The 20,300-nt window shown below is 60.6% G+C and carries 17 protein-coding genes; 10 read left to right on the forward strand and 7 right to left on the reverse strand.

Annotation, left to right across the window (positions count from 1 at the left end; all coding sequences use genetic code 11):
- Positions 1–3 precede the first annotated feature (3 nt).
- The 6 genes from AQS8620_RS13985 to AQS8620_RS14010 form a co-directional block, all read right to left on the reverse strand.
- Positions 4–903 carry a sugar phosphate isomerase/epimerase family protein gene (locus AQS8620_RS13985; protein WP_085837643.1) on the reverse strand — a complete coding sequence of 300 codons (900 nt, stop codon included), beginning with the start codon at positions 901–903 and terminating at the stop codon, positions 4–6.
- An 85-nt stretch (positions 904–988) separates the two neighbouring features.
- Positions 989–1,774, reverse strand: coding sequence for an ATP-binding cassette domain-containing protein (locus AQS8620_RS13990; protein ID WP_085837644.1), 786 nt, complete (start codon positions 1,772–1,774; stop codon positions 989–991).
- 12 nt (positions 1,775–1,786) lie between these two features.
- Positions 1,787–2,857 (reverse strand): ABC transporter permease, encoded by a 1,071-nt coding sequence (locus tag AQS8620_RS13995; RefSeq protein ID WP_085837645.1) that lies wholly within the window; start codon positions 2,855–2,857, stop codon positions 1,787–1,789.
- 121 nt (positions 2,858–2,978) lie between these two features.
- The gene (locus AQS8620_RS14000) at positions 2,979–3,923 is read right to left on the reverse strand and encodes a substrate-binding domain-containing protein (protein ID WP_085837646.1); all 945 of its coding nucleotides are present in this window, start codon (positions 3,921–3,923) and stop codon (positions 2,979–2,981) included.
- A 340-nt stretch (positions 3,924–4,263) separates the two neighbouring features.
- Positions 4,264–5,298 (reverse strand): LacI family DNA-binding transcriptional regulator, encoded by a 1,035-nt coding sequence (locus tag AQS8620_RS14005; protein ID WP_085837647.1) that lies wholly within the window; start codon positions 5,296–5,298, stop codon positions 4,264–4,266.
- A gap of 66 nt (positions 5,299–5,364) precedes the next feature.
- Positions 5,365–6,375, reverse strand: coding sequence for a LacI family DNA-binding transcriptional regulator (locus tag AQS8620_RS14010; RefSeq protein ID WP_085837648.1), 1,011 nt, complete (start codon positions 6,373–6,375; stop codon positions 5,365–5,367).
- Positions 6,376–6,539: 164 nt separating this feature from the next.
- On the opposite strand from AQS8620_RS14010, the gene iolG reads away from it, so the two are divergent.
- The 9 genes from iolG (at position 6,540) to AQS8620_RS14060 (ending at position 17,145) form a co-directional block, all read left to right on the forward strand.
- Positions 6,540–7,574, forward strand: coding sequence for an inositol 2-dehydrogenase (iolG, locus tag AQS8620_RS14015; protein WP_200809633.1), 1,035 nt, complete (start codon positions 6,540–6,542; stop codon positions 7,572–7,574).
- Positions 7,561–8,460, forward strand: a complete 900-nt coding sequence (iolE, locus tag AQS8620_RS14020; protein WP_200809634.1) for a myo-inosose-2 dehydratase — start codon at positions 7,561–7,563, stop codon at positions 8,458–8,460. Before iolG ends, iolE begins: the two co-directional genes overlap by 14 nt.
- Positions 8,461–8,470: 10 nt before the next feature.
- Entirely contained in the window at positions 8,471–9,637 is a 1,167-nt protein-coding gene (locus AQS8620_RS14025; protein ID WP_085837650.1) for a Gfo/Idh/MocA family protein, read from the forward strand.
- Positions 9,634–10,668, forward strand: coding sequence for a Gfo/Idh/MocA family protein (locus tag AQS8620_RS14030; RefSeq protein ID WP_085837651.1), 1,035 nt, complete (start codon positions 9,634–9,636; stop codon positions 10,666–10,668). Before AQS8620_RS14025 ends, AQS8620_RS14030 begins: the two co-directional genes overlap by 4 nt.
- Before the next feature lie 315 nt (positions 10,669–10,983).
- A complete protein-coding gene (locus AQS8620_RS14035) occupies positions 10,984–11,760 on the forward strand; it encodes a hypothetical protein (RefSeq protein ID WP_143267536.1) in 777 nt (258 codons plus the stop codon).
- Positions 11,757–12,887 carry a glycosyltransferase gene (locus AQS8620_RS14040; protein ID WP_085837653.1) on the forward strand — a complete coding sequence of 377 codons (1,131 nt, stop codon included), beginning with the start codon at positions 11,757–11,759 and terminating at the stop codon, positions 12,885–12,887. The genes AQS8620_RS14035 and AQS8620_RS14040 overlap by 4 nt, the downstream gene beginning before the upstream one ends.
- Positions 12,884–14,059, forward strand: a complete 1,176-nt coding sequence (locus AQS8620_RS14045; RefSeq protein ID WP_143267537.1) for a hypothetical protein — start codon at positions 12,884–12,886, stop codon at positions 14,057–14,059. The genes AQS8620_RS14040 and AQS8620_RS14045 overlap by 4 nt, the downstream gene beginning before the upstream one ends.
- 61 nt (positions 14,060–14,120) lie before the next feature.
- The gene (locus AQS8620_RS14050) at positions 14,121–15,914 is read left to right on the forward strand and encodes a methyltransferase domain-containing protein (protein WP_085837655.1); all 1,794 of its coding nucleotides are present in this window, start codon (positions 14,121–14,123) and stop codon (positions 15,912–15,914) included.
- Positions 15,915–16,182: 268 nt separating this feature from the next.
- Entirely contained in the window at positions 16,183–17,145 is a 963-nt protein-coding gene (locus AQS8620_RS14060; RefSeq protein ID WP_085837657.1) for a bile acid:sodium symporter family protein, read from the forward strand.
- Between the two features lie 139 nt (positions 17,146–17,284).
- Here the strand turns inward: AQS8620_RS14060 and tkt are convergent, their stop codons facing one another.
- The gene (tkt, locus tag AQS8620_RS14065) at positions 17,285–19,354 is read right to left on the reverse strand and encodes a transketolase (RefSeq protein WP_085837658.1); all 2,070 of its coding nucleotides are present in this window, start codon (positions 19,352–19,354) and stop codon (positions 17,285–17,287) included.
- Between the two features lie 168 nt (positions 19,355–19,522).
- On the opposite strand from tkt, the gene AQS8620_RS14070 reads away from it, so the two are divergent.
- Positions 19,523–20,284 (forward strand): DeoR/GlpR family DNA-binding transcription regulator, encoded by a 762-nt coding sequence (locus AQS8620_RS14070; RefSeq protein ID WP_085837659.1) that lies wholly within the window; start codon positions 19,523–19,525, stop codon positions 20,282–20,284.
- Positions 20,285–20,300: the final 16 nt, after the last annotated feature.

Raw genomic sequence — 20,300 nt, forward strand, 5'->3', positions numbered from 1 at the left:
TCCTTACTTGAAGTATTTGTCGACGTAGCGCTGGATTTCCGAGCGCATGAAGGTGCCGGAGGCGTCCTTGCGGTCCTCCCAGGCAAAGACGCAGGCGGTCATGATGCCGTCAAAACCGATCTCGGCCAGCGTGCCGAAAAAGTCGTCCCACGGCACTTCGCCCTGACCGATATCAAGGTGCTGGTGAATGCGCGCATTGGTCCCGGGAGGGTTCAGAATATAGCGCAGACCCGAGCTTGCCTTGTGGTTGAACGTGTCGGCCACGTGCACATGCGCGATCACATCCTTGGAGGCGCGCAGCATTTCCTTGGTGTCGTCGCCGAAATAGTAGGTATGGGGCGCGCAGTAGAGGAATTTGACGTTTTTCGAATTCACCGTGCGGATGATATCGAGCGCGGGCTGAAGCGTTTCGCACCAATCCTCGGGATGGGGTTCGATGTGCAGGTTGATGCCTTCGCGCTCGACGAGCGGCACCAGTTCCTCCATCGAGCGCCACCACGCATCTTCGGCGCTTTCGATCTGGCTGCCGGTGTGGCAGCAGTAGCACCCGCCTTTGTCGGGATGGGTGCCGCGACCGAATTCCGAGTTCATCGTGTCCACGCCCAGCTCGACGCAAATCTCGATGGCGCGTTTCCAATGTCTGACGGCGGCTTGGCGCTCGGCCTCGTCGGGCGACGCCCAGCGGTACATCGGCAACAAGGAGGCCACGCCGACATTGGCGTCAGACAGCGCTTTCTTGAAGGACTTCACGCGTTCGGGGAACACGCGCGGCGCTTTGAACCATTCGAGGAAATCCGCGCGCGGGCTGAGTTCGATCCAATCGTAGCCCAGCTCTGCCACTTTGGAGGGCAGGGCTTCGAGCGAAAGATCGCGGTGCATAAACGGGTCGAGAGCGATTTTCATCAGGAAAACTTTCGATGGCAGTGAAATTAAGGGGCGCCCGCGGGGGAGGAGGGGAGACGCGGGCGCCCGGGAAGGAGGCGCCGTGTCAGGCGGCCTCGGGGAACTCCGCGCCGGTTTTGGCACCGGTGATATAGGCCACAACATCTTGCGGGTCCGTCTCGCTCACCTTGAGGTTCGCGCAGATGCGCCCGCGACGGAACACCACGATGCGGTCCATCAAATCAAAGACCTGGCGCATGTTGTGACTGATCAGGATCAGCGGCTCGCCTTGGCCCTTGAGGGTGCGGATGATGTTTTCGACCTGTGCGGTTTCCTGCACGCCAAGGGCGGCAGTTGGCTCGTCCATGATGGTCAGCTTGGAGGCAAAAGCCGCCGTGCGCGCGATGGCCACACATTGGCGCTGGCCGCCGGACATGTTTTCGATCGAGTTCAGGATATTGGGGATTTTCACCCCCGTTTTTTCCAGACCCGCCATCGTGGCCTCACGCATCGCTTTGTTGTCGAGGATCGAAAAGGGGCCGAATTTGAACTTTACCTTTTCGCGCCCCAAAAACAGGTTCGACGGTACATCGAGGTGATCGGCAAGGGCGAGGTTTTGAAACACGGTCTCGATCCCCGCTTCGCGCGCCGCGATGGGCGAGGAAAAATGTGTGGGCTTGCCGTGCAGCAAGACATCGCCGCGCGTGCGCTGTTCAACGGCGGTAATCTGGCGCACAAAGGTGGATTTCCCCGCCCCGTTGTCGCCCATGATGGCAACATGTTCCCCTTGGTGGATGACGAAATTGGCCCCTTCCAGCGCGTGAACACCGCCGTAGTGTTTGGTCAGGTCACGGGTTTCCAGAACAACGTTGGCGTTGGTAAAATCGGTCATTTCATTGCCTCCTTACATCCGCGACGCGGCGCGTTGTTGGCGGAACTGGTCCAGAACGACCGCGCCCACGATGATCACGCCCTTGACCATTTCCTGGTAATAGGCGTCGAGTTTGAGGAAGGTGAACCCGGAGATGATCACCCCGAAAATCAGCGCCCCCAGAACCGTTCCAAGGATCGATCCGCGTCCGCCCGTCAACGACACGCCGCCGATCACGACCATGGCAATGGCGTCGAGTTCATACATGACCCCCATGCCTGCCTGCGCGGTCAGGTTCTTGGACGACAGCACCACGGCAGCAAGGGCGGCGAGCGCACCGGCGATGGTGTAGACAAGCATTTTGTGACGCTCGACCTTGATGCCGGACATGCGGCTTGCCTGCTCGTTCGAGCCAATGGCGTAAGTATGTTTGCCGTAGACCGTGTATTTGAGGATCAGGTGAAACAAGATGGCGAGCAGGATGAAGATCACCACCGGCATCATGCCCTTGCCCAAAGCGGCGTAGCCGTCGGTGGGGAAAGAAATCGGCTGGCCTTTGGACCACCATTTGGCGGCACCGCGCGCCGTGACCATCATGCCAAGCGTGGCGATGAAGGGCGGAATTTTGGTATAGGCGATGAGCGCCCCGTTGACGGCCCCCGCCAGAATGCCCACGCACAGCCCGACAAGAACGGGCAGGATCACGGGCAGGTTGTAGATGCCCTCGAACATCAGTTTGGGATTTGCCATCCCGTTGATTTCACCGACCTGCGCAAAAGACATGGCCACCATGGCGGTGACCCCGACCACCGAGCCAGGCGACAGATCAATGCCACCCAGAATGATGACCTGCGTGGACCCAAGGGCAATAATGCCGATGATCGCGACCTGCAAAATGATGATTTTAAGGCGGGCTTCGTTAAAAATGGTGCCGAACCGGTCGCCGGTATCAAACAAAAGGCTCTGCCCCATCAGGGCCTGTCCCAGCCCCTCGAAGATCACGACGATCAGCAGCAAGGCAAAGAATACGTTCCATTCCGGCGCGCGCGCTTTTTTCTTGCTGTCGAAGGTCAGCCCCCCGATGCCATGTTGGTTTTTCGACATGTAGTGCTCCCAGAATCAGCTCCCCCTGCGGCCCGCAGCCACCGGAGGAAGAAGGGAGCGGCCCCCGATCGGTGCCGCTCCGTCCGTTTCGACGCGCCCAAGACGGCGCATCAAACGTGGATTAGTTTTTGGTGGTGTAATCGGCGAGATTTGCAGGGGTCACCAACTCGAAGGGAATGTAGACTTTCTGGTCCACATCTTCGCCCGCCGCGAGTTTGAGGGCAGCATCAAGCGCCCCTGCCCCTTGGCCTGCCGCATTCTGGAAGACAGTCACGTCCAACTCGCCCGCTGCCATCGCGGCAAGCGCATCCGCCGTTGCATCCACACCGCCGACTTCGACGCTGTCCATGTCAATGCCTGCGGCTTTCATCGCCTGCAGCGCGCCAATGGCCATCTCGTCGTTATTGGCGATCAGCGCATCAAAGGGCTCGCCCGAAGACAGCCAGTTGGTCATCAGGTTCTGGGCTTCGTCGCGCGACCACAGGGCGGTCTGCTGATCAACCACCTCGATAAAGCTGCACATGTCGGTGGCCAGAACATCCTCGATGTCTTTGGTACGCTGCACGGCCGCCTGGTTGGACAGCTCGCCCATCATGATGTAGGCGCGCGCGCCCGCACCTTTGCCCGCTGCACGCAGGTTTTTGCAGATTTCAAAGGTTTCCAGCGTGCCGGATTCGACTTCGTTGGAGGCCACGAACGCCTGATTGTCCGGAAGCGTGTCGACGTTGATCGGCTGGCGGTTCACATAGACCAGCGGCACACCGGCCGCTTCTGCCGCTGCCGTCATCGCTTGGGTTGCGGAGGTGTCAACCGGGTTCACGATGATCGCATCGACACCGGAGGCCACGAAATTGTTGATTTGATCCAGTTGTTTCGCCACGTCGTTCTGCGCGTCTTCAACCTGGATCTCGACACCCTCCATGGCGTCGGCTTTCTCGATCAGGCCGTTGCGCAGCACCGTGAGAAAGTTGTCATCGAACAGCGCCATGGACACACCAACGGTTTGCGCCATTGCGGTGGTGGACAGGAGCGACAAAAGGCCAGCGGCCAGGAAAGTCTTTTTCATTCTGGTATTCCTCCCTTGCCAGCGTCCGGAATGCACTGGCGTATAAAATAGCCGGACAGCCTCCCTCCCGGAGACTGCGATCCCGCGCCACGGGGGTGGCGAAGGGTCAATTTCTTGTCAAAAGACAAAGCGCAGCCGCCCCTCCGCCAATGGCGAAAAGCGTGGAATATGCCGTTCGGCAGTCCCGTGAAACGCTGCGATGTCCTCCCCTCGAAGCGCCGTTCAACCCTGCGCCTCTCGTGGGGTTAATCTGCGCCTTTCGACACATCCGCGTCAATCTTCAGGAAAGATTAAACATCAAAGATGATGTAATATGGCGCCAAATTTTGATGTAATCACATCAAGAAAAGGACTCCGGCAGGTAGATATGCGGCTGAAGAAAATGCTGACCGGGAAGCTCGGAACTTCCGTTTTTCGTAGCATTTACCATCATTTCCACCATGTCGCGGCACAGTTGGCGCAGCGGCGTCGCAATCACCATGGTCACATATCCCTCCAAAAGCGCGCTCTTGGAATCCTCGGTCAGCTCGTTGACGACGAGGGTGACATCGCGTGGGGCGACCGATTCTCGCAGCGCCGAAATCGCGCCCTCCATACCGCCCCCTGCCACGTAGAGGCCTTTCAGATCGGGGTGGCGCGCCAAGAGATCCAAGGTTGCTTCATAGGTCAGCTGACGCGTTTCAAGATTGACCAAAGTATCGAGGACATGAAAATCCGCAGCACTGTCGCGCACATAGCTGCGAAAGCCGGTTTCGCGCAATTCATGGCCGTGCCAGCGGTTGCCCCCGACAAATACCCCCAGCTTGCCAACGCCCTGCGCGGCGGTCGTCACCATCCATGCCGCCAGACGGCCAACTTGCAAGTTATTGAGACCAAGGTAATTTTCCCGAATTCCCTGCCCGAAATCATTGAGGAGCGCAAAGGTCGGGATGCCACGATCCTTGAGGCGCTCGATCTCTTGGGTGATGCTTTGATGATTGACCGCAGAACTCCCGATCGCATCGACCAGCGGAGCGATCGCATCTATTTCCGCCAGAAAATCGTTGGGCGACTGGGACACGGAAAAGCGGATGATGGCCCGCCCGCGAATATCCTGGCGCTCGGCAATCGCACGTTCGATTTCATTGGCAAAATTCTGGTAGAAGGCCTGCTTGCCCTTATGCAGAACAAAGCCGAAGGTCATGGCGGGGCGCTGCGGATCAAGCCGTTGCGCCAGAAGCGCCGAGGCGTGATAGCCGACGCGATACGCCGCCTCGGCCACGCGTCGCACCGTTTCCTCGCGCACCGTGCCGCGCCCGTTAAGAACACGGTCCACCGTGGCGGTTCCCACACCTGCTTCACGCGCCACATCCTGAATCGTCGGTCGGTTTGCCATGACAGATGATGCCCTTTAAATCATTTCATCAAAGGCAATCAGATTGAAGCGACCCTCCGCCCGAGGTCAACAGTTTTCCCGAAAATAGAGATGCAGCGGCGTTTCCGGGGTCGGGGCGTCAACGCGTCGGCCAAAGGCATGGGCAAGCACCTCAAGCGCCACTCTGACTTCCTGCGCGGGGGACTGATCGATCACCGCGTGCAGCGTTCCGCGCACCAGCAGCTCCCGCCGTTCGGGCGTCAACTCATGCGTGACAAACACCACCTCGTTTGCCTGACCGGCGCGTTCGAGGGCCTGCGCCATCGGAACCGCCCCCGAGGAGGCGTTGTAAATCGCCCGCAAGCCGGGGGAGCGCGCCAGGGCCTCTGTCACCAACCTGCCCGCGCGCGCGCTGTCCTCGCCGCTTTCGCGGACCGCGACCACGCGACACAACGGGTAGCGCTCGGCCAGGACATCCTCGCACCCCATGCGCCGTTCGGACTGGCCGGTCATCGACAAAAATCCCGCGACAACCAAAACCTCGCCCCCCGCCGCACCGACCAGCCGACCGATCAGATCCCCCGCAACCCGCCCCGCACGATAGTTGTCAGGCCCCACATAAACCGCCTGCGCCGCACCAATATCGGTGGCCAGGGTCACAACGGGTTTGCCGCGCTCGGCCAGCCCGTCCAGCGCCGCGGCCAGACCCGCACTCTCGGGCAGGCAGACGACGAAGGCATCGTGACTGCTCTCGGCCTGCGCCAGCGCGGCCATGATTTTCGCGGGCTGCCCGGGGTCCAGATGAAAGATCCGGCTTTGCATGTTATACGGGTTGCTGCCGGTGTTATGCGCCATAAAAGCCGCTTGCAGCGCGGCGTGAAACGGATTGCGCCGCGGCTGCAAAAAGACGGCGATGCGCAAGGTGCGCGCAACGCGCAGATCGAGTGCGCGGTCGATTTTCAGATCGCGCGCCGCCACGAGCACACGCCGCTCTTTTTCCGCCGCGACCCCGCCGCGCCCGTTGAGCACGCGGTCCACCGTCGCGGGCGAAACACCGGCCGCGCGGGCAACATCGGCTGCTGTGATCTTGCGTGTCATTCTGTTTTTCCTGCGCCCATCTTCCTGTGAGCGGCCGCGCGCCCAAAGGCAGGCGCACCGCCGCTCACAGGTCCGCTTGATGAAATCTCATCAAACATGCTTTGGGAAAGCGCATCGCGCAACTGTATTCTTTCGGGCAACAGACCAGAGTTAGGGAGGCTCTCATGTTGAAACTCGCGTGCTTCGGGGCGGGACGGATCGGTCAGGTGCATGCCACCAACGCCGCCGCTCATCCTGACGTTGATCTTGTGTATCTTGTTGATCCTGTTGACACATCTACACGCAACGCGCTTGCAACGCAGACCGGCGCGCGGATCGTGACGCCTCAGGAGGTCTTTGATGATCCCCAGATCGACGGCCTTATCATTGCCAGTTCTACCGACAGTCACGCCGATCTGCTGCTCAAAGCCGCGCAGGCGGGCAAAGCCGTGTTTTGCGAAAAACCCATCAGTCTTGATTTTGCACTGACCCGGCGCGTGGTCGCGGCGGTCGAAGCGGCGAATGTGCCCTGCATGATGGGGTTTCAGCGCCGCTATGACACCTCCTTTCGCGCCGTACAAAAACGGATCGCCTCGGGCGCAAGCGGGCCGCTCGAACAGCTCACGATGTCCTCGCGCGACCCCTCCCCGCCCCCGCGCAGCTATGTCGAGACCTCCGGCGGCATGTTTCGCGACAGCACCATCCACGATGTCGACATGGCGCGTTTCCTCTTGAACGAGGACATCGCCACCGTCTACGCGGTCGGGTCCTGCCTGATCAGCGAGGACATCGGCGCGGCGGGCGACATCGACAGCCTGATGGTCACCTTGACCACGCCAAGCGGCCGGATGGCGCAGATCACCGCCTGCCGTCGCGGACCGATGGGCTATGACCAGCGCCTCGAAGCGCTTTGTGCCGCCGAGGTCCTCGCTGTCGAGAACCAGCCCCAGCACCAGATGACCATCGCGCGCCCCGAGGGCAAAACAACTGCCGCGCCGGAAAACTATTTCATCGAACGCTTTCGTCAGGCCTATCGCGACGAGATCCACGCCTTTGTCGATCTGATCCGCGACGGCACGGCCCCGCTTGCGGGGATTCGCGACGGCTATGAGGCGCAGCGCCTGGTCGAGGCGGCGCTGGTGTCCTGTCAAACCGGCGCGCCTGTCGCCTTTGGTGCCGACTGGCAGCCGGCACAGGAGGATGCCCATGGCCCTGCCTGACGCTGTAAAACTGGGCGTCAGCCCCTTGTCGTGGACCAATGACGTGCTTGAGGACCTGGGCGGCGCGATCGCGTTGGAAACCTGCCTCGATCAGGCCGCTGCGGCAGGATTTGGGGGAATTGAACTTGGCCGCAAGTTCCCGCGCGATGTGGACAGCCTGCGCCCGCTTCTGGACAGGCACGCGCTGTCGCTGGTGTCGGGATGGTATTCCGGCGCGCTTGCAAGCGGCGATGTCGCAACGGAAATCGCCGCCGTGGCCCCACATGCGCAACTTTTGCACGATATGGGCTGCGAGGTGATGGTCTACGGCGAAGTGGCGATGATGACCGGCGACACGCCCCTCGATGTCGCCATGTCGACCCGCACGCGGATGCCCGAGGCCGCGCGCGCCGCCTATGGCGCGCGCTTGACCGCTTTTGCCGCCCATCTGCAGGCGCACTACGGGTTGCGGCTGGCCTATCACCACCACCTGATGATGGTTGCCGAAACCCTCGACGAGATTGACGCCATCCTCAGCGCCTGCGGACCCGAAGTGGGTCTGTTGCTGGACACGGGTCATGCGGTGGGGGCGGGGTTCGATTACGGCGCGCTGATTGAGCGCTTTGGCGCGCGCATCGCCCATATTCACCTCAAGGACATCCGCCCCGAGGTGATGGCGAAGGTGCGCACCCGTGATCTCGGGTTCAATCAGGGTGTGCGCGCGGGCATGTTCACCGTCCCGGGCGACGGCTGCATCGATTTCGCGCCGCTCGCGCGGTTCGTGATCGACAGCGGCTATCGCGGCTGGTTGGTGATCGAAGCCGAACAGGATCCTGCCAAAGCCGAACCGCAAGCCGCGGTCCGGCAGGGAAAATCCCATATTCTGTCCGTTTTTGACGGGTTTTGAGGCGAAAAATATGACCAAAACACTGAACATCGGGCTGATCGGCTCGGGCTTTATGGGGCAGGCTCATGCCGATGCCTTCCGGCGCGCCGCGCTGCTCTATCCCGACCTGCCCGCCCGGCCGCATCTCTACATGCTGGCCGACGCGACCGAGACGCTGGCGGCAAGCGCTGCCGCCCGTTTCGGCTTTGAGAAACACACAGGTGACTGGCGCCAGCTGGTCACTGATCCAGAGGTTGATGTGGTCGATATCACCTCCCCCAATTTTCTGCATTTCGATATGGCCATGGCCGCGATTGCCGCGGGCAAGCATGTCTATTGCGAAAAACCGCTGGCGGTCACAACCGAACAGGCTGCGCAAATGACGGCGGCGGCGCAGGCGGCAGGTGTCAAGACGATGGTGGCTTTCAACAACGTGAAAACACCCGCCGCCATGCTGGCAAAACAGCTGATCACGGCAGGCGAGATCGGCCAGCCCATGCGCTTTCGCGGCTGGTTCGATCAGGGGTTCTTCAACGATCCCGACCTGCCGTTTTCCTGGCGCTGCACCCGCGCACAGGCGGGGTCGGGCGCCTTGGGCGATCTGGGCAGCCATGTGATTTCGGTGGCGCAATATCTGATGGGCGATATCGAAAGCACCATCGCCCAGACCCAGACCTATTTCCCCACACGCCCCGAACCGCAAGGGGCGGCGGGCTATAGCGCCAAGGCGACGGCCGATGCGCCCCGCCGCGCGGTCGAAAACGAAGACCAGATCCAGACGATGGTGCGCTTTGCCTCCGGTGCGGGCGGCACGATCGAGGCCAGCCGCGTGTCGGCGGGCAAGGTCTTTGGCATCTATTGGGAAATCTCGGGGACCCAAGGCACGATCCTCATGGACGGGGAGCGGTTCAACGAATTGAAACTCTCGCGCTTTAGCGACCCCAAGCCCGAGCGGGGCTTTACCACCCTGCTGGCGGGCAGCCAGATTCCGCAGTTCAGCGCGTTTTTCCCCTTTGATTTCGCGGGCGGCGGTCTTGGCTATTTTGATGTGAAAGTGATCGAGGTCCGTGATCTTATCGACGGGATTTGTGGCACCGGACCCTGCTATCCCGATTTTGCCTTCGGGCTTGCCAACAACCGGATCATCGACGCGATGGAGCGCTCCTTGATCACGAAAACATGGGAAACTATTCAATGACCGCCTTTCCTGATCGCCTCCCTACCGCGCGCATTCCCGATCCCATGGCCGCACCCGCGCTGAATTGGGGGATTCTGGGCACGGGCTGGATCGCCGAGCAATTCATTGCCTCCACGCGCGCCCATACCCGTCAGGTCATCGCCGCCGTCGGATCGCGCAGCGCCGCGACCGCGCAGAAGTTTGCCGCGAAATGGGATATTCCCACGGCTTACGGCACTTACGAGGCGCTGGTGGCGGACCCTGCGATTGACGTGATCTATGTCGCCACACCGCACAACCTGCATTTTGCCCATGTCAAACTGGCACTCGAAGCGGGCAAAAACGTCCTGGTCGAAAAGCCCATGGCCATGAACCATGCACAGGGCGCCGAACTGGTGGCAATTGCCCGCGCGGGGGGGCTGTTTTTTGCCGAAGCGCTCTGGACCTATTTCCTGCCGAAATTTGATGTCCTCGCGCAGGTCTTTGACAGCGGCATGTTGGGGGAAATCAAGTCGATCCATTCTGAATACGGCGAATTTTTCACCCGAGACCATCGCATCTTCAACCCCGCGCTGGCGGGGGGGCCCTTGCTGGATCTCGGGACCTACCCTTTGTCGCTGATCACCCGGTTGATGGGCGTCCCCCGCGAGGTTGTGGGCGCGGTGCAAATGGACGAAAGCGGCGTTCATGGTCAACTTTCGGCCATTTTGTCCGACCGCTCCGGCAATCAGGCCAGTTTCGCGACCACGCTTTACGGGCTGACGCCGACCAATGCGGCCATTGTCGGCACGAAAGGCACGGTGCGTTTCGACAGTGAATTCAACCTGCCGGGCGGTTTTCAGGTCCTCAGTACCGATGGCAGCAAGGTGCTGCGCTACACCGAGCCTACGGGGCGTCATTTCGAGGGGCTATTTTACGAAGCCGCAGAGGTGGCGCGCTGCATTGCGGCAGGGGCAACGCAAACGCAGTGCCGCCCCCTCGCGGACACGCTCGCGATGCTCGAAGCCCTCGACATGATCGTCGCGCGCCTCGGGATCGACTACGGGCTGTAAATACCCCGCCTCGCAGAGCCGCCCCCGCACGCGGCTTTCACGCGGCTCTGCCGGTATCCCAACAGCCACTTCACGGCGGCGCAATTGCGCCCGATCAACCTGTTTTGCCAGAAAATCGATCCCAACCGCCGCCGACTGCATCCCCCCAAAGGCGATGCAAGGGCGAAGCTTTTGACGTTAAAGGGTTGATTTCAGGAGGCTAAAGTGACAGGAAATAGCCTTGCATGAGTTTTTTTGACGCAGTGCCGATCAAGGTGATATCCCGTCAGATGGCATACAGATTGTGAGCTGATCGTTTTCCACAGAGAGGGTACCATGAGTGACAAGACTATAGCTGAAATAGCAGAAGAGGTGAGCCTTTTGCTCCAGCTTGACCGCACCCGTCACCAGGTTAGCAGCAAGGTGGATATGGCCGTTTTGGCGAATATTCCGGCCCATATCGCCTCGACCTTTGAAAAGGCAAACGCGATTGGCACGGAGTTGTCGCCAAACCAGGCCTATGACCTCATCAACAAGCGCGTGTCCGAAATTCAGGCGCAGGTCTATCTGATGCGCCTTGAGCTGGAAAACCGCGACCCGCATGATCCGGCGAATATCTACGCTGACCCTATGGTGATTTCGGCCTACGGCGAGCGTCTTGAAGGCATGATCGCACAGCCCAAAAGCTTTACGTTCGGGCCCGAAATCCTGGCCGAAGGTTGGTATTCCAGAGAAATGTCGGGGGAAAGCAGCCATCGCTGGATGCGTCCGGCGGACATGTCGCTTGCCTGTGTGCCCCATCTCGGGACGCTCGCGCAAACCCTGGAAATTCAGGGCTATGTTGTGCATGCCGAGCAGCTTGAAGGGCTGAGTATCCGTGCCGCCGGAAAAGAGGCGAAAATCGCGGTGACCCCGAGCGGCAATGCGGCGCAGTTCACGGCGACTTTGACGCTGGATGCAAAAGACGTGAAATCGGCCAATTACCTGCCGGTCGAATTCCGGATGAGCAGCTTTAAAAAGCCCAATGAACAGGACAGCCGCCTGCTGGGGGCCAATATCAACCGCTTTACGTGCAAAAGCCTCCAAGAGGCCGCGGATGCCAGCACCTCATGAAGGTCGCCGCAGTTTGTGATTTCCCGTATTGGGAGGGGCGTATCGGCTCGGCGGTCCGGATGGAAAGCCTGTGCCAGTCCCTGGCGCAGGTCTGTGATCTGAGCGTGATCTGCTCCTTGACCATCTCGAGCCAATATCAGGCAGGCATGGAGGCGGCGCCGTACACTTTGTATGATCGCAAGGCGCTGAAAAACGCCAATGAACTTGATCCGGGGCCGCCGATCGCCGGGGTGCGGCCCAACCGGCAGGTCACGGTCAACGGCGTGAAACGGCTGGTCGAAGCCGGCGGTTATGATGCGGTTTTGATCCCCTATTTCAACCGGTCCTGGATGATCGAACATATTCGCCCCGATATCTTGCGTATTGTGGATACGATCGATTGCCAGTCCCAGCGAGCGCGTTCTTTTGCCGCCCACGGGCTGACGCCGACCTTTCCGATGACAGCGCAAGAAGAAGGCGTTGCAATCGACCGTTTCGATGTCGCTTTGGCCATTTCGGACGAAGATCAGAACGAATTTTCGGCCTTCACCGACACGCCCGTGATTACCGCGCCGTTCCGGCTTGCGCCCAAGCCGATTTATGCAGCGCGCGAAAATGCAAGCGAAGTGTTGTTTATCGCCGCGCAAAGCGATGTGAACAACATGACGCTGGCCTATTTGATGGAAGAGATCCTGCCGTTGGTCCGGCGCCCCCTGACCCTGCATGTCGTGGGAAATGTAACCATTCCTGATAGTTGCCCGGACCATATCACGCTGGTGCGTCACGAGAATGTGTCGGATGTGGGCTGGATTTACCGCTCTGTCGATCTGGCGTTGAACCCGACCTATGCCGGGGGCGGGATCAAGACCAAGACTTTGGAAGCGATGGCCTACGGTGTCCCTGTTTTGACCTCGGACGAGGGCGCGCGCGGCCTGTCCGATCTGCTGCCTGGCGAGCTTGTAATCAATGACAAGGAAACCTTTGCCTACCGGATCGGCACTTTGCTGGATGATCAGGACGGGCGTCGCCGGCTGTCCGAGCAAATCATCGCCAACATGCAGGCTGAGGATAACACAAGCTGGACCTCGACACTGGCCCTTGTTTTGCGGGCCCTGAAGGCGCGCCAAAAAGAGAAAGAGCAGGCATGAGTGAAAGCCCTCCCACCACCCGTGCATCTGTCTGCCAGCCGGTGCAGCCGCGCGCGGCCAAACGGATCGTGTTTACGGGGGACTTCCTGCGCCCCTCGGGCGGGGGAATGCACCCCACGCAGCATGAGAATATCCGCTGGATCTATCAGCTGTTGAAAACCCCGCTGGAAATGGCCACCGGCCTGCCGACGGAAATTGTTCATTGGGACAACGACTGGCGCAATGGCTCGCGCCTGGACCGCGGCACGGTCGAGGCCGTGTATCGAATGATGGGGCTGCGGGCGCAAATCCAGTCCTGGCCTTGGGTCTTTTCGGCAAAAACCCTTCCGGCCTCGGTCGAGGATCTATTTTTGCGGATGTTTTGCGACAGCATCGTCGTCGGTTTTGAACTGCCGCCCTACCTTGTGAACTTTCTGAACCGGCACAAAATCGGCTTTGTCGATTGTTCCCTGTCCCCTGTACGCTTCATGGATGACGTCATGTTCGAAATGAGTTCGAACATAGAGGGCATCACACAGGCTCTGAAAACCTTTGCGGTAGGGGAAGATTATATTCGCCTGCAAGCCGGCATCATGTCCTCGAATGTTGCCAAGGGAAATCCGAACCCGCCAATGCCCAATAGCCTTCTGGTGATTTTGCAAACGCGTTTTGATAAGGTTGTGATCGAAAACAAGCGCTTTGTGACGGTGATGGAGCATCTTGATACGCTCAAATCCGTTGCACAGGATTACGATCATGTTCTGATCAAGGAACATCCGCTGGAAGGCCAGCCACAGACCCTTGAGCGTTTGCAGCGCTATCTGCCCCAGGCTCAGGCCACCAAGGATAATTTCTACCGTCTCGTCTCCCATAAAAATGTGGCAGGGGTTGCGGCCCTGTCGTCCAGCTGTGTGCTGGAAGCGACGTATTTCGGTCGCAAGGGGCATTATTTGTTGCCCGGATTTACCCCGGATACCTTTACGGTTGGCCTTGAGGGTGTCCACATCGACGATGCCATCATTTGCCCGGATTTCTGGCGCGATATCCTCGCCGGCTTTCCCTGCCCGGTGACGCAAAAGGACGGCTTGCGCTTGCCCAGCAAGGCGAACCGGTTCCGCAAGCAATTGCGGACCGCCTGGAGTTTCAACGAGCTTGATACAGATATTGCCGTGCAATGGGCGGCGAGCGCATAACAGCATCCTTCGACACCCTGTCGCCCTAGGTGCTTTATCGACAACGAAAGAACAGGACGATATGACATCTGCGAAGTTGCCGGCCAGCCCAACACGTCATTCGGTCTCGCCAGACCTGCACGGGGCGTTGTCGCATGTGCTCGACGGGGACGCGACGATCGCGCCTTTTCGCGCGCATCCACTGGTGATCGGGCGCATTCCCCAGCTCAAAGCCGCTTATGCGCTGGCGGGCACGGGCCATGCATTGGAATTCGGTGTCTTCAAAGGCGAGTCGATCCGCGCGCTGGCTTTTGCCCATCCCGAGCGCCACTTCGTAGGGTTCGATTCCTTTAGCGGACTGCCCGAAGACTGGGTGCGCAGTGCGGACAGCACGTACCAAGCAGGGCATTTCGCCTTGCGCGCATTGCCCGATGTTCCCAAGAATGTGACGCTTGTGAAAGGGTTTTTCGAGGACACCCTGACGGATTGGCTGGCGCAAAACCCCGGGCCTGTTTCCTTCGTGCATATCGATTGCGACCTCTACGGCGGCTGTCGCTACGCGCTGGACAAGCTCACGCCACGGCTTGTGGACGGGGCTGTGATCGTGTTCGACGAATTATGCGATTGGGCGCAAGGCGGGGTCTATCCCAATTGGGAGGAGCACGAATGGCGCGCCTTGAAAGAATGGTTGCACGAGACCGGGTTTTGCATGCGGATTTTGTCACGCGACGGGCAATTTTCCTGTGCGGTTCAGGTGTTTCGAACCCCGCCTTCGGCCTGGACGGCGAAACAAATCCACGCGTTTCTGTCGCAGGTCCGCTCTGCGGGCGAACGGGCGACAGCTCTGGCGTTCTTTGCGCAGGATTTCGATGCGACGCGCGCGCCGATCATCATCACCCACGCGCTTGCCACATGGCAGCTTGAGGCAGGGGCCCCAAAAGCGGGTCTGGAGGTGTTGGAAACCGCGATTTCGCGATTGGACAAGCGCACGCCTGCCGACGTCCACGAAATGTTCGACCTGTTGAAGATCGCGCTGCTGGTGGGCTGTGATCGCCTTGAGGCCGCAACCGAGATGCTGACCCGCCGGCTGCGCAGCAGTCCCAAGAATGTGGAGGCCTTGGCGCTTGGGGCCAAGCTGGCGCAAAGCCGTCGGGACTATGAAGCGGCCGCAGCGTATTTGCGCAAGGCCCATCACCTCAGCGGCAAGGCTGAATACGACAAACAGGCCCAGGCGATGGCGCAACTGGCGACAATCCGCCCCGAATTTCGCGCATCGGATTTCAGCGGCCTTCTGATCCAGCATCTGGTGGACCGGCGGCGCTTTGAGACGGTTCTGGATGTCGGAAGCGGGGCGGGGGATCAGGCCAGAATGCTGCGTGCGCATGGCAAACGCGTGACCGAACTGGATTACGGCGAAAGCCATTATTTCAAGCAAGCAACGCACCCGAGTGAATCCGATATTTTGCGCGGTGATTTTGTCACGATGCCGATTGCGCAGACATTCGACTGTGTCATCGCCTCTCACGTGCTGGAGCATCAGCCGAATGTGAACCTGTTTTTGCGCAAGGCGCATGCGGTTCTGCGCGAAGGCGGCGTTCTGGGGCTGTCCGTGCCGCCCCTCAAGCATCAGATTGTTGGCGGGCACCTGACGCTTTGGAATGCCGGACTGGTTTTGTACAATCTTGTTCTGGCCGGCTTTGACTGCCGCCAGCCCTGGATCCGCCGCTATGGCTATAATATTTCCGTGGTGATCGAAAAGAAAAGCATCACCCCAGAGGGGCTGGTTTTCGACAACGGCGACATCGACCGGATTTCCCAATACCTCCCCGAAGGCTTTGGTGAAGGATTTGACGGCAATATTACCAGCCACGGCTGAGGCCATGCCTTGAGCCCGGGGCAAACGGGCTTCGAGTCGCGCCCTCCCCAGCCGCGTGGACGCGCGCACCGTGGCGCACCATCACATCCTGACACCCAACCTCGTGGTGCGCGCCAGCAGTTAACGCATATGCGTCAATGTGCCAGAACCGCTCGCTTTCGCAAAAAATTTTCCCCTGCCCGACTTGCAGGCGCAGAGGTTCCCCGTTCAGATAGCCCCGCGCTTGCGAGCGCAAAACGCTCCTCATCCCAACAGAAAGACCGCCCTGATGCGCGCCCTCAAACGCTTCGGCATCGACACCTACATGATCCTGCTCCTCGCGACCGTGGTTGCGGGTGCGGTTCTCCCCGCGCAGGGCGAGGCCGCCAGCCTGTTGCGGCAGGTGACTTTTTGGGCCGTTGCGCTCCTGTTCCTGATCTATGGCGCGAAATTGGACCCCGCCTCCGTGCGCGCGGGATTTTTGAACTGGAAACTACAGAGCCTGACGTTTGGCGCGACCTTCGTGCTGTTTCCCCTGCTCGGCCTCTGTGTCGTGACGCTCTTTGGCCGCTGGCTCGGGCCCGACATGATCACCGGCGTGCTCTTTTTGTCGATCCTGCCCTCGACGGTCCAAAGCTCCATCGCATTCACCTCGATGGCAGGCGGGAATGTGCCCGCCGCGATCTGCTCGGCCTCGGTGTCCAACATCATCGGCGTGGCCCTGACCCCGCTTCTTGCCTCAATCGTATTGCATCAAAATGGTACTGGAATTTCGCTTGGATCAATTGGGAAAATTGGTCAGCAAATCATTTTACCATTCATAATTGGCCAAGTCTTGCGCCCCTATATCGGCGCTTTCATCGCGCGGCACAAACGGCTCACCATGGTGGTGGATCGCGGCTCGATCCTGTTGATCGTCTATGCCGCCTTCAGCGCCGGAACCGTCGCAGGGCTTTGGACCCAAGTCCCCCCCCAACAGCTCGTTGTGCTGATCCTCATCGTCGAGGTATTCCTCGGACTGGCCTTTGGCGTGATGCTTCTGGCGGGCCCGCTGCTGGGCCTTGTGCAGGCCGATCGCATCGTCTTGCTGTTTTGCGGCTCGACCAAAAGCCTCGCCAGCGGCCTGCCCATTGCCACCGCGCTGTTTGCGCCCGACATCCTGGGGGCCATCGTGCTGCCAACGATGATCTTCCACCTCTCGCAACTTCTGCTGTCCTCGGCGCTGGCGCAACGTCTCGCCCCCGAGGCCTAGACAGCGAAACCAAACCCGCGCGCCGCCTAAGGCCCTGTGGCGCAACCAAAAAGCCGGACGGGCCTAAACCCGTCCGGCTCGCTCCCAGCAACGGGCGGCAAATTGGCCCTATGCCCCCGTTGCTGCGAAACCTGCGCCCTCAGGCGACCCTGGCGGCGGCTGCAAGCGCCTGCGCGCGCGCCACGATTGCCTCTTTGGTAAGTCCGAAATGCGCATAGAGCGCCTCGATCGGGCCGGAGGCGCCAAAGCTGTCCATGCCGATCACATCCGCCTCGCTGGCGACATAGCGGGTCCAGCCGAATTTGCCTGCCGCTTCGACGGCCAGACGCGGCGCCACCCCCAAAACCTGCGCGCGGTAGGCGGCCTCTTGCGCCTCGAACAGCTCCCAGCACGGCATGGACACGACAGCCACCGACAGCCCCTGCTCAGACAGCGCGTGCGCCGCCTCGACCGCCAGTGCCACTTCGGTTCCCGTCGCCAAAAGCGTCACATCGCGCCCCTCCCCGAACTGGCGGATCACATAGGCCCCGCGTTCGGACAGGTTTTCGCCCGTCTCGGCCTCTCGCAACTGCGGCACGCCCTGACGCGACAGCGCCATCAACGAAGGCGTCTTGCGCGCGCGCGCCGCAATGTCCCAGCATTCCAGCGTTTCCACCGCATCGGCCGGGCGCATCACATAGAGGTTCGGCATCGCCCGCAACGCTGCCAGATGTTCGACCGGCTGGTGGGTCGGACCGTCTTCGCCCAAGCCGATGCTGTCATGGGTCATCACGTAAATCGTGCCGACTTCCATCAGCGCCGACAGGCGGATCGCGTTGCGCACATAGTCCGAAAACACCATGAACGTCCCGCCGTAGGGCATCAACCCGCCGTGGTTCATCATGCCGTTCATCGCCGCGCCCATGGCAAATTCGCGCACGCCGTAGCCGATGTAGCGCCCTGCCGTGTCGCGGGTGAACTGGCTGTCGACCGCCGGCACACGCGTCAGGTTCGATCCGGTCAAATCCGCCGAGCCCCCGATCATCTCGGGCAAGGCAGGCGCGAGGGCCGCAAGCGCCATCTGGCTGGCCTTGCGGGTTGCGACCTTGGCGGGCGTGGCAAAGAGCGCCGCGCGGGCCTTGGCCACCGCTGCGCCGTACCCCTCGGGCAGGTCATGCGCCATGCGGCGGGTGAATTCGCAGCGCAGCGCAGCGGGTGCCGCCGCAAGCCGTGCCTCCCAAGCCGCGCGCGCATCGCCCCCCTGCGCGCCGATCGCGCGCCATGTTTTCAACGCCGCGTCGTCCAGTTCAAACGGCGTCTGGCTGAGGCCCAACAGGTCTTTGACAACCGCGCATTCCTCCGTCCCCAAAGGCGCTCCGTGCACACCGGCCGTGCCATGTTTCGCCGGAGAGCCAAAGCCGATCACCGTTTTCATCGCTACCAAAGACGGTTTGCCCGTCTCGGCCTTTGCCGCCGCAATCGCCGCATCAAGCGCGCCGGCATCGTGCCCGTCGCAGGACTGCACATGCCAGCTACAGGCCGCAAGCCGCGCGGGAATATCGTCGGAAAACGACACCGAAGTCGGCCCGTCGATGGTGATGGCATTGTCGTCATAAAGCACGATCAACTTGCCCAGACCTAGGTGTCCGGCAAGGGAAATCGCCTCTTGGCCGATGCCCTCTTGCAAGCAACCATCCCCCAAAAACACATAGGTGTGGTGATCGACCAGATCGCCGCCAAACTCCGCCGCCAAGGCCTTTTCCGCCAAGGCCATGCCGACAGCCGCCGCCAGACCCTGCCCGAGCGGGCCGGTGGTGGTTTCGATTCCCTTGGCGTGGCCGAATTCGGGGTGACCGGCGGTTTTTGCGCCGAGCTGGCGAAAGTTCTTCACCTCCTCCAGCGTCATATCCGCATAGCCCGTCACATGCAGCATCGCATAGAGCAGCGCCGAGGCGTGGCCGTTTGACAAAATCACACGGTCACGATCCGCCCAATCGGGATCGCTTGCGTCGAATTTCAGATGGTTTTGCAACAGAACCGTTGCCGCGTCGGCCATGCCCATCGGCGCACCGGGGTGACCGGAATTTGCCGCTTCCACCGCATCAATCGCCAAGCCCCGCAGGCAATTGGCCAGCGCAAAGTGTTGCGGGTCGCGTGCTGCGACCTCTTTGACAAAGGCAATATGCGCCTGTGCGACGCCCTTTGCGACTTCACTCAATTCAGCACTCATGTCGGTCCTCCTGTTGCGCTCTTGCTAGACAGCCACGCCAAAAATAACAATCTAAAATATCAAAATCACAAAAATAATGTTGAAAACAAAATTTCTGCTGTTACAACTCCCCTATCGCAGCGGCTCAGGCTACCCTGTGGCCAGACCACTGTGACAAAGGAGATTCCGGTGAAACGCGACGACAGACGACAGGCCATTATGGACATGCTGGTGCGCGACGGGGCGGTCGAACTCGACGCGCTGGCCGAGCATTTCATCGTGTCGAAAATGACCATCCACCGCGATCTCGACGATCTGGAGGCCGCGGGGGTGCTGCGCAAAATTCGCGGCGGCGCCACCATCGAGGCAGGCACCCAGTTCGAAAGCGATTTCCGCTTTCGCGCGCAGCAAGGTCTGGACGCCAAGACTCGCATGGCCGATGCCGCGCTGGCGCTGGTCGAACCGGGCATGAATGTGATCATCAACGACGGCTCGATGGCCGCCGTTCTGGGCGCGCGTCTGGTCGAAAAACGCCCCCTCACCGTCATCACCAACAATGCGGCCGTGATTGATGCGCTCAAATCCGAAGCAGGCATCACCCTGATCGCCTTGGGCGGCATCTATTCGGCCAAATACAACGCCTATTTCGGCATGGTGACCGAAACCGCCCTGTCCGTGCTGCGCGCCGATATCGCCTTTGTGTCCACCCCTGCCATCAGCGGCACAGAGGTGTTCCACATGGACGAATCCGTGGTGCGGACCAAACGGGCGATGATGGGCGCGGCGGTGACCTCTTGCCTGCTGGCCAACCACGCCCGCTTCGGGCGCACCGCGCTGCATAAACTCGCTGAACTGTCGGATTTCGACACGATCATCACCGACAAAACCCCCGCCGCCCCCGACGAGGCGCCCATCGCGCGCGCGGGGCTCGCGCTGACAATTGCCGCCTGAGCGGCCGGAAAGACAA

It is taken from the genome of Aquimixticola soesokkakensis (assembly GCF_900172375.1).
Lineage (GTDB): Bacteria > Pseudomonadota > Alphaproteobacteria > Rhodobacterales > Rhodobacteraceae > Aquimixticola > Aquimixticola soesokkakensis.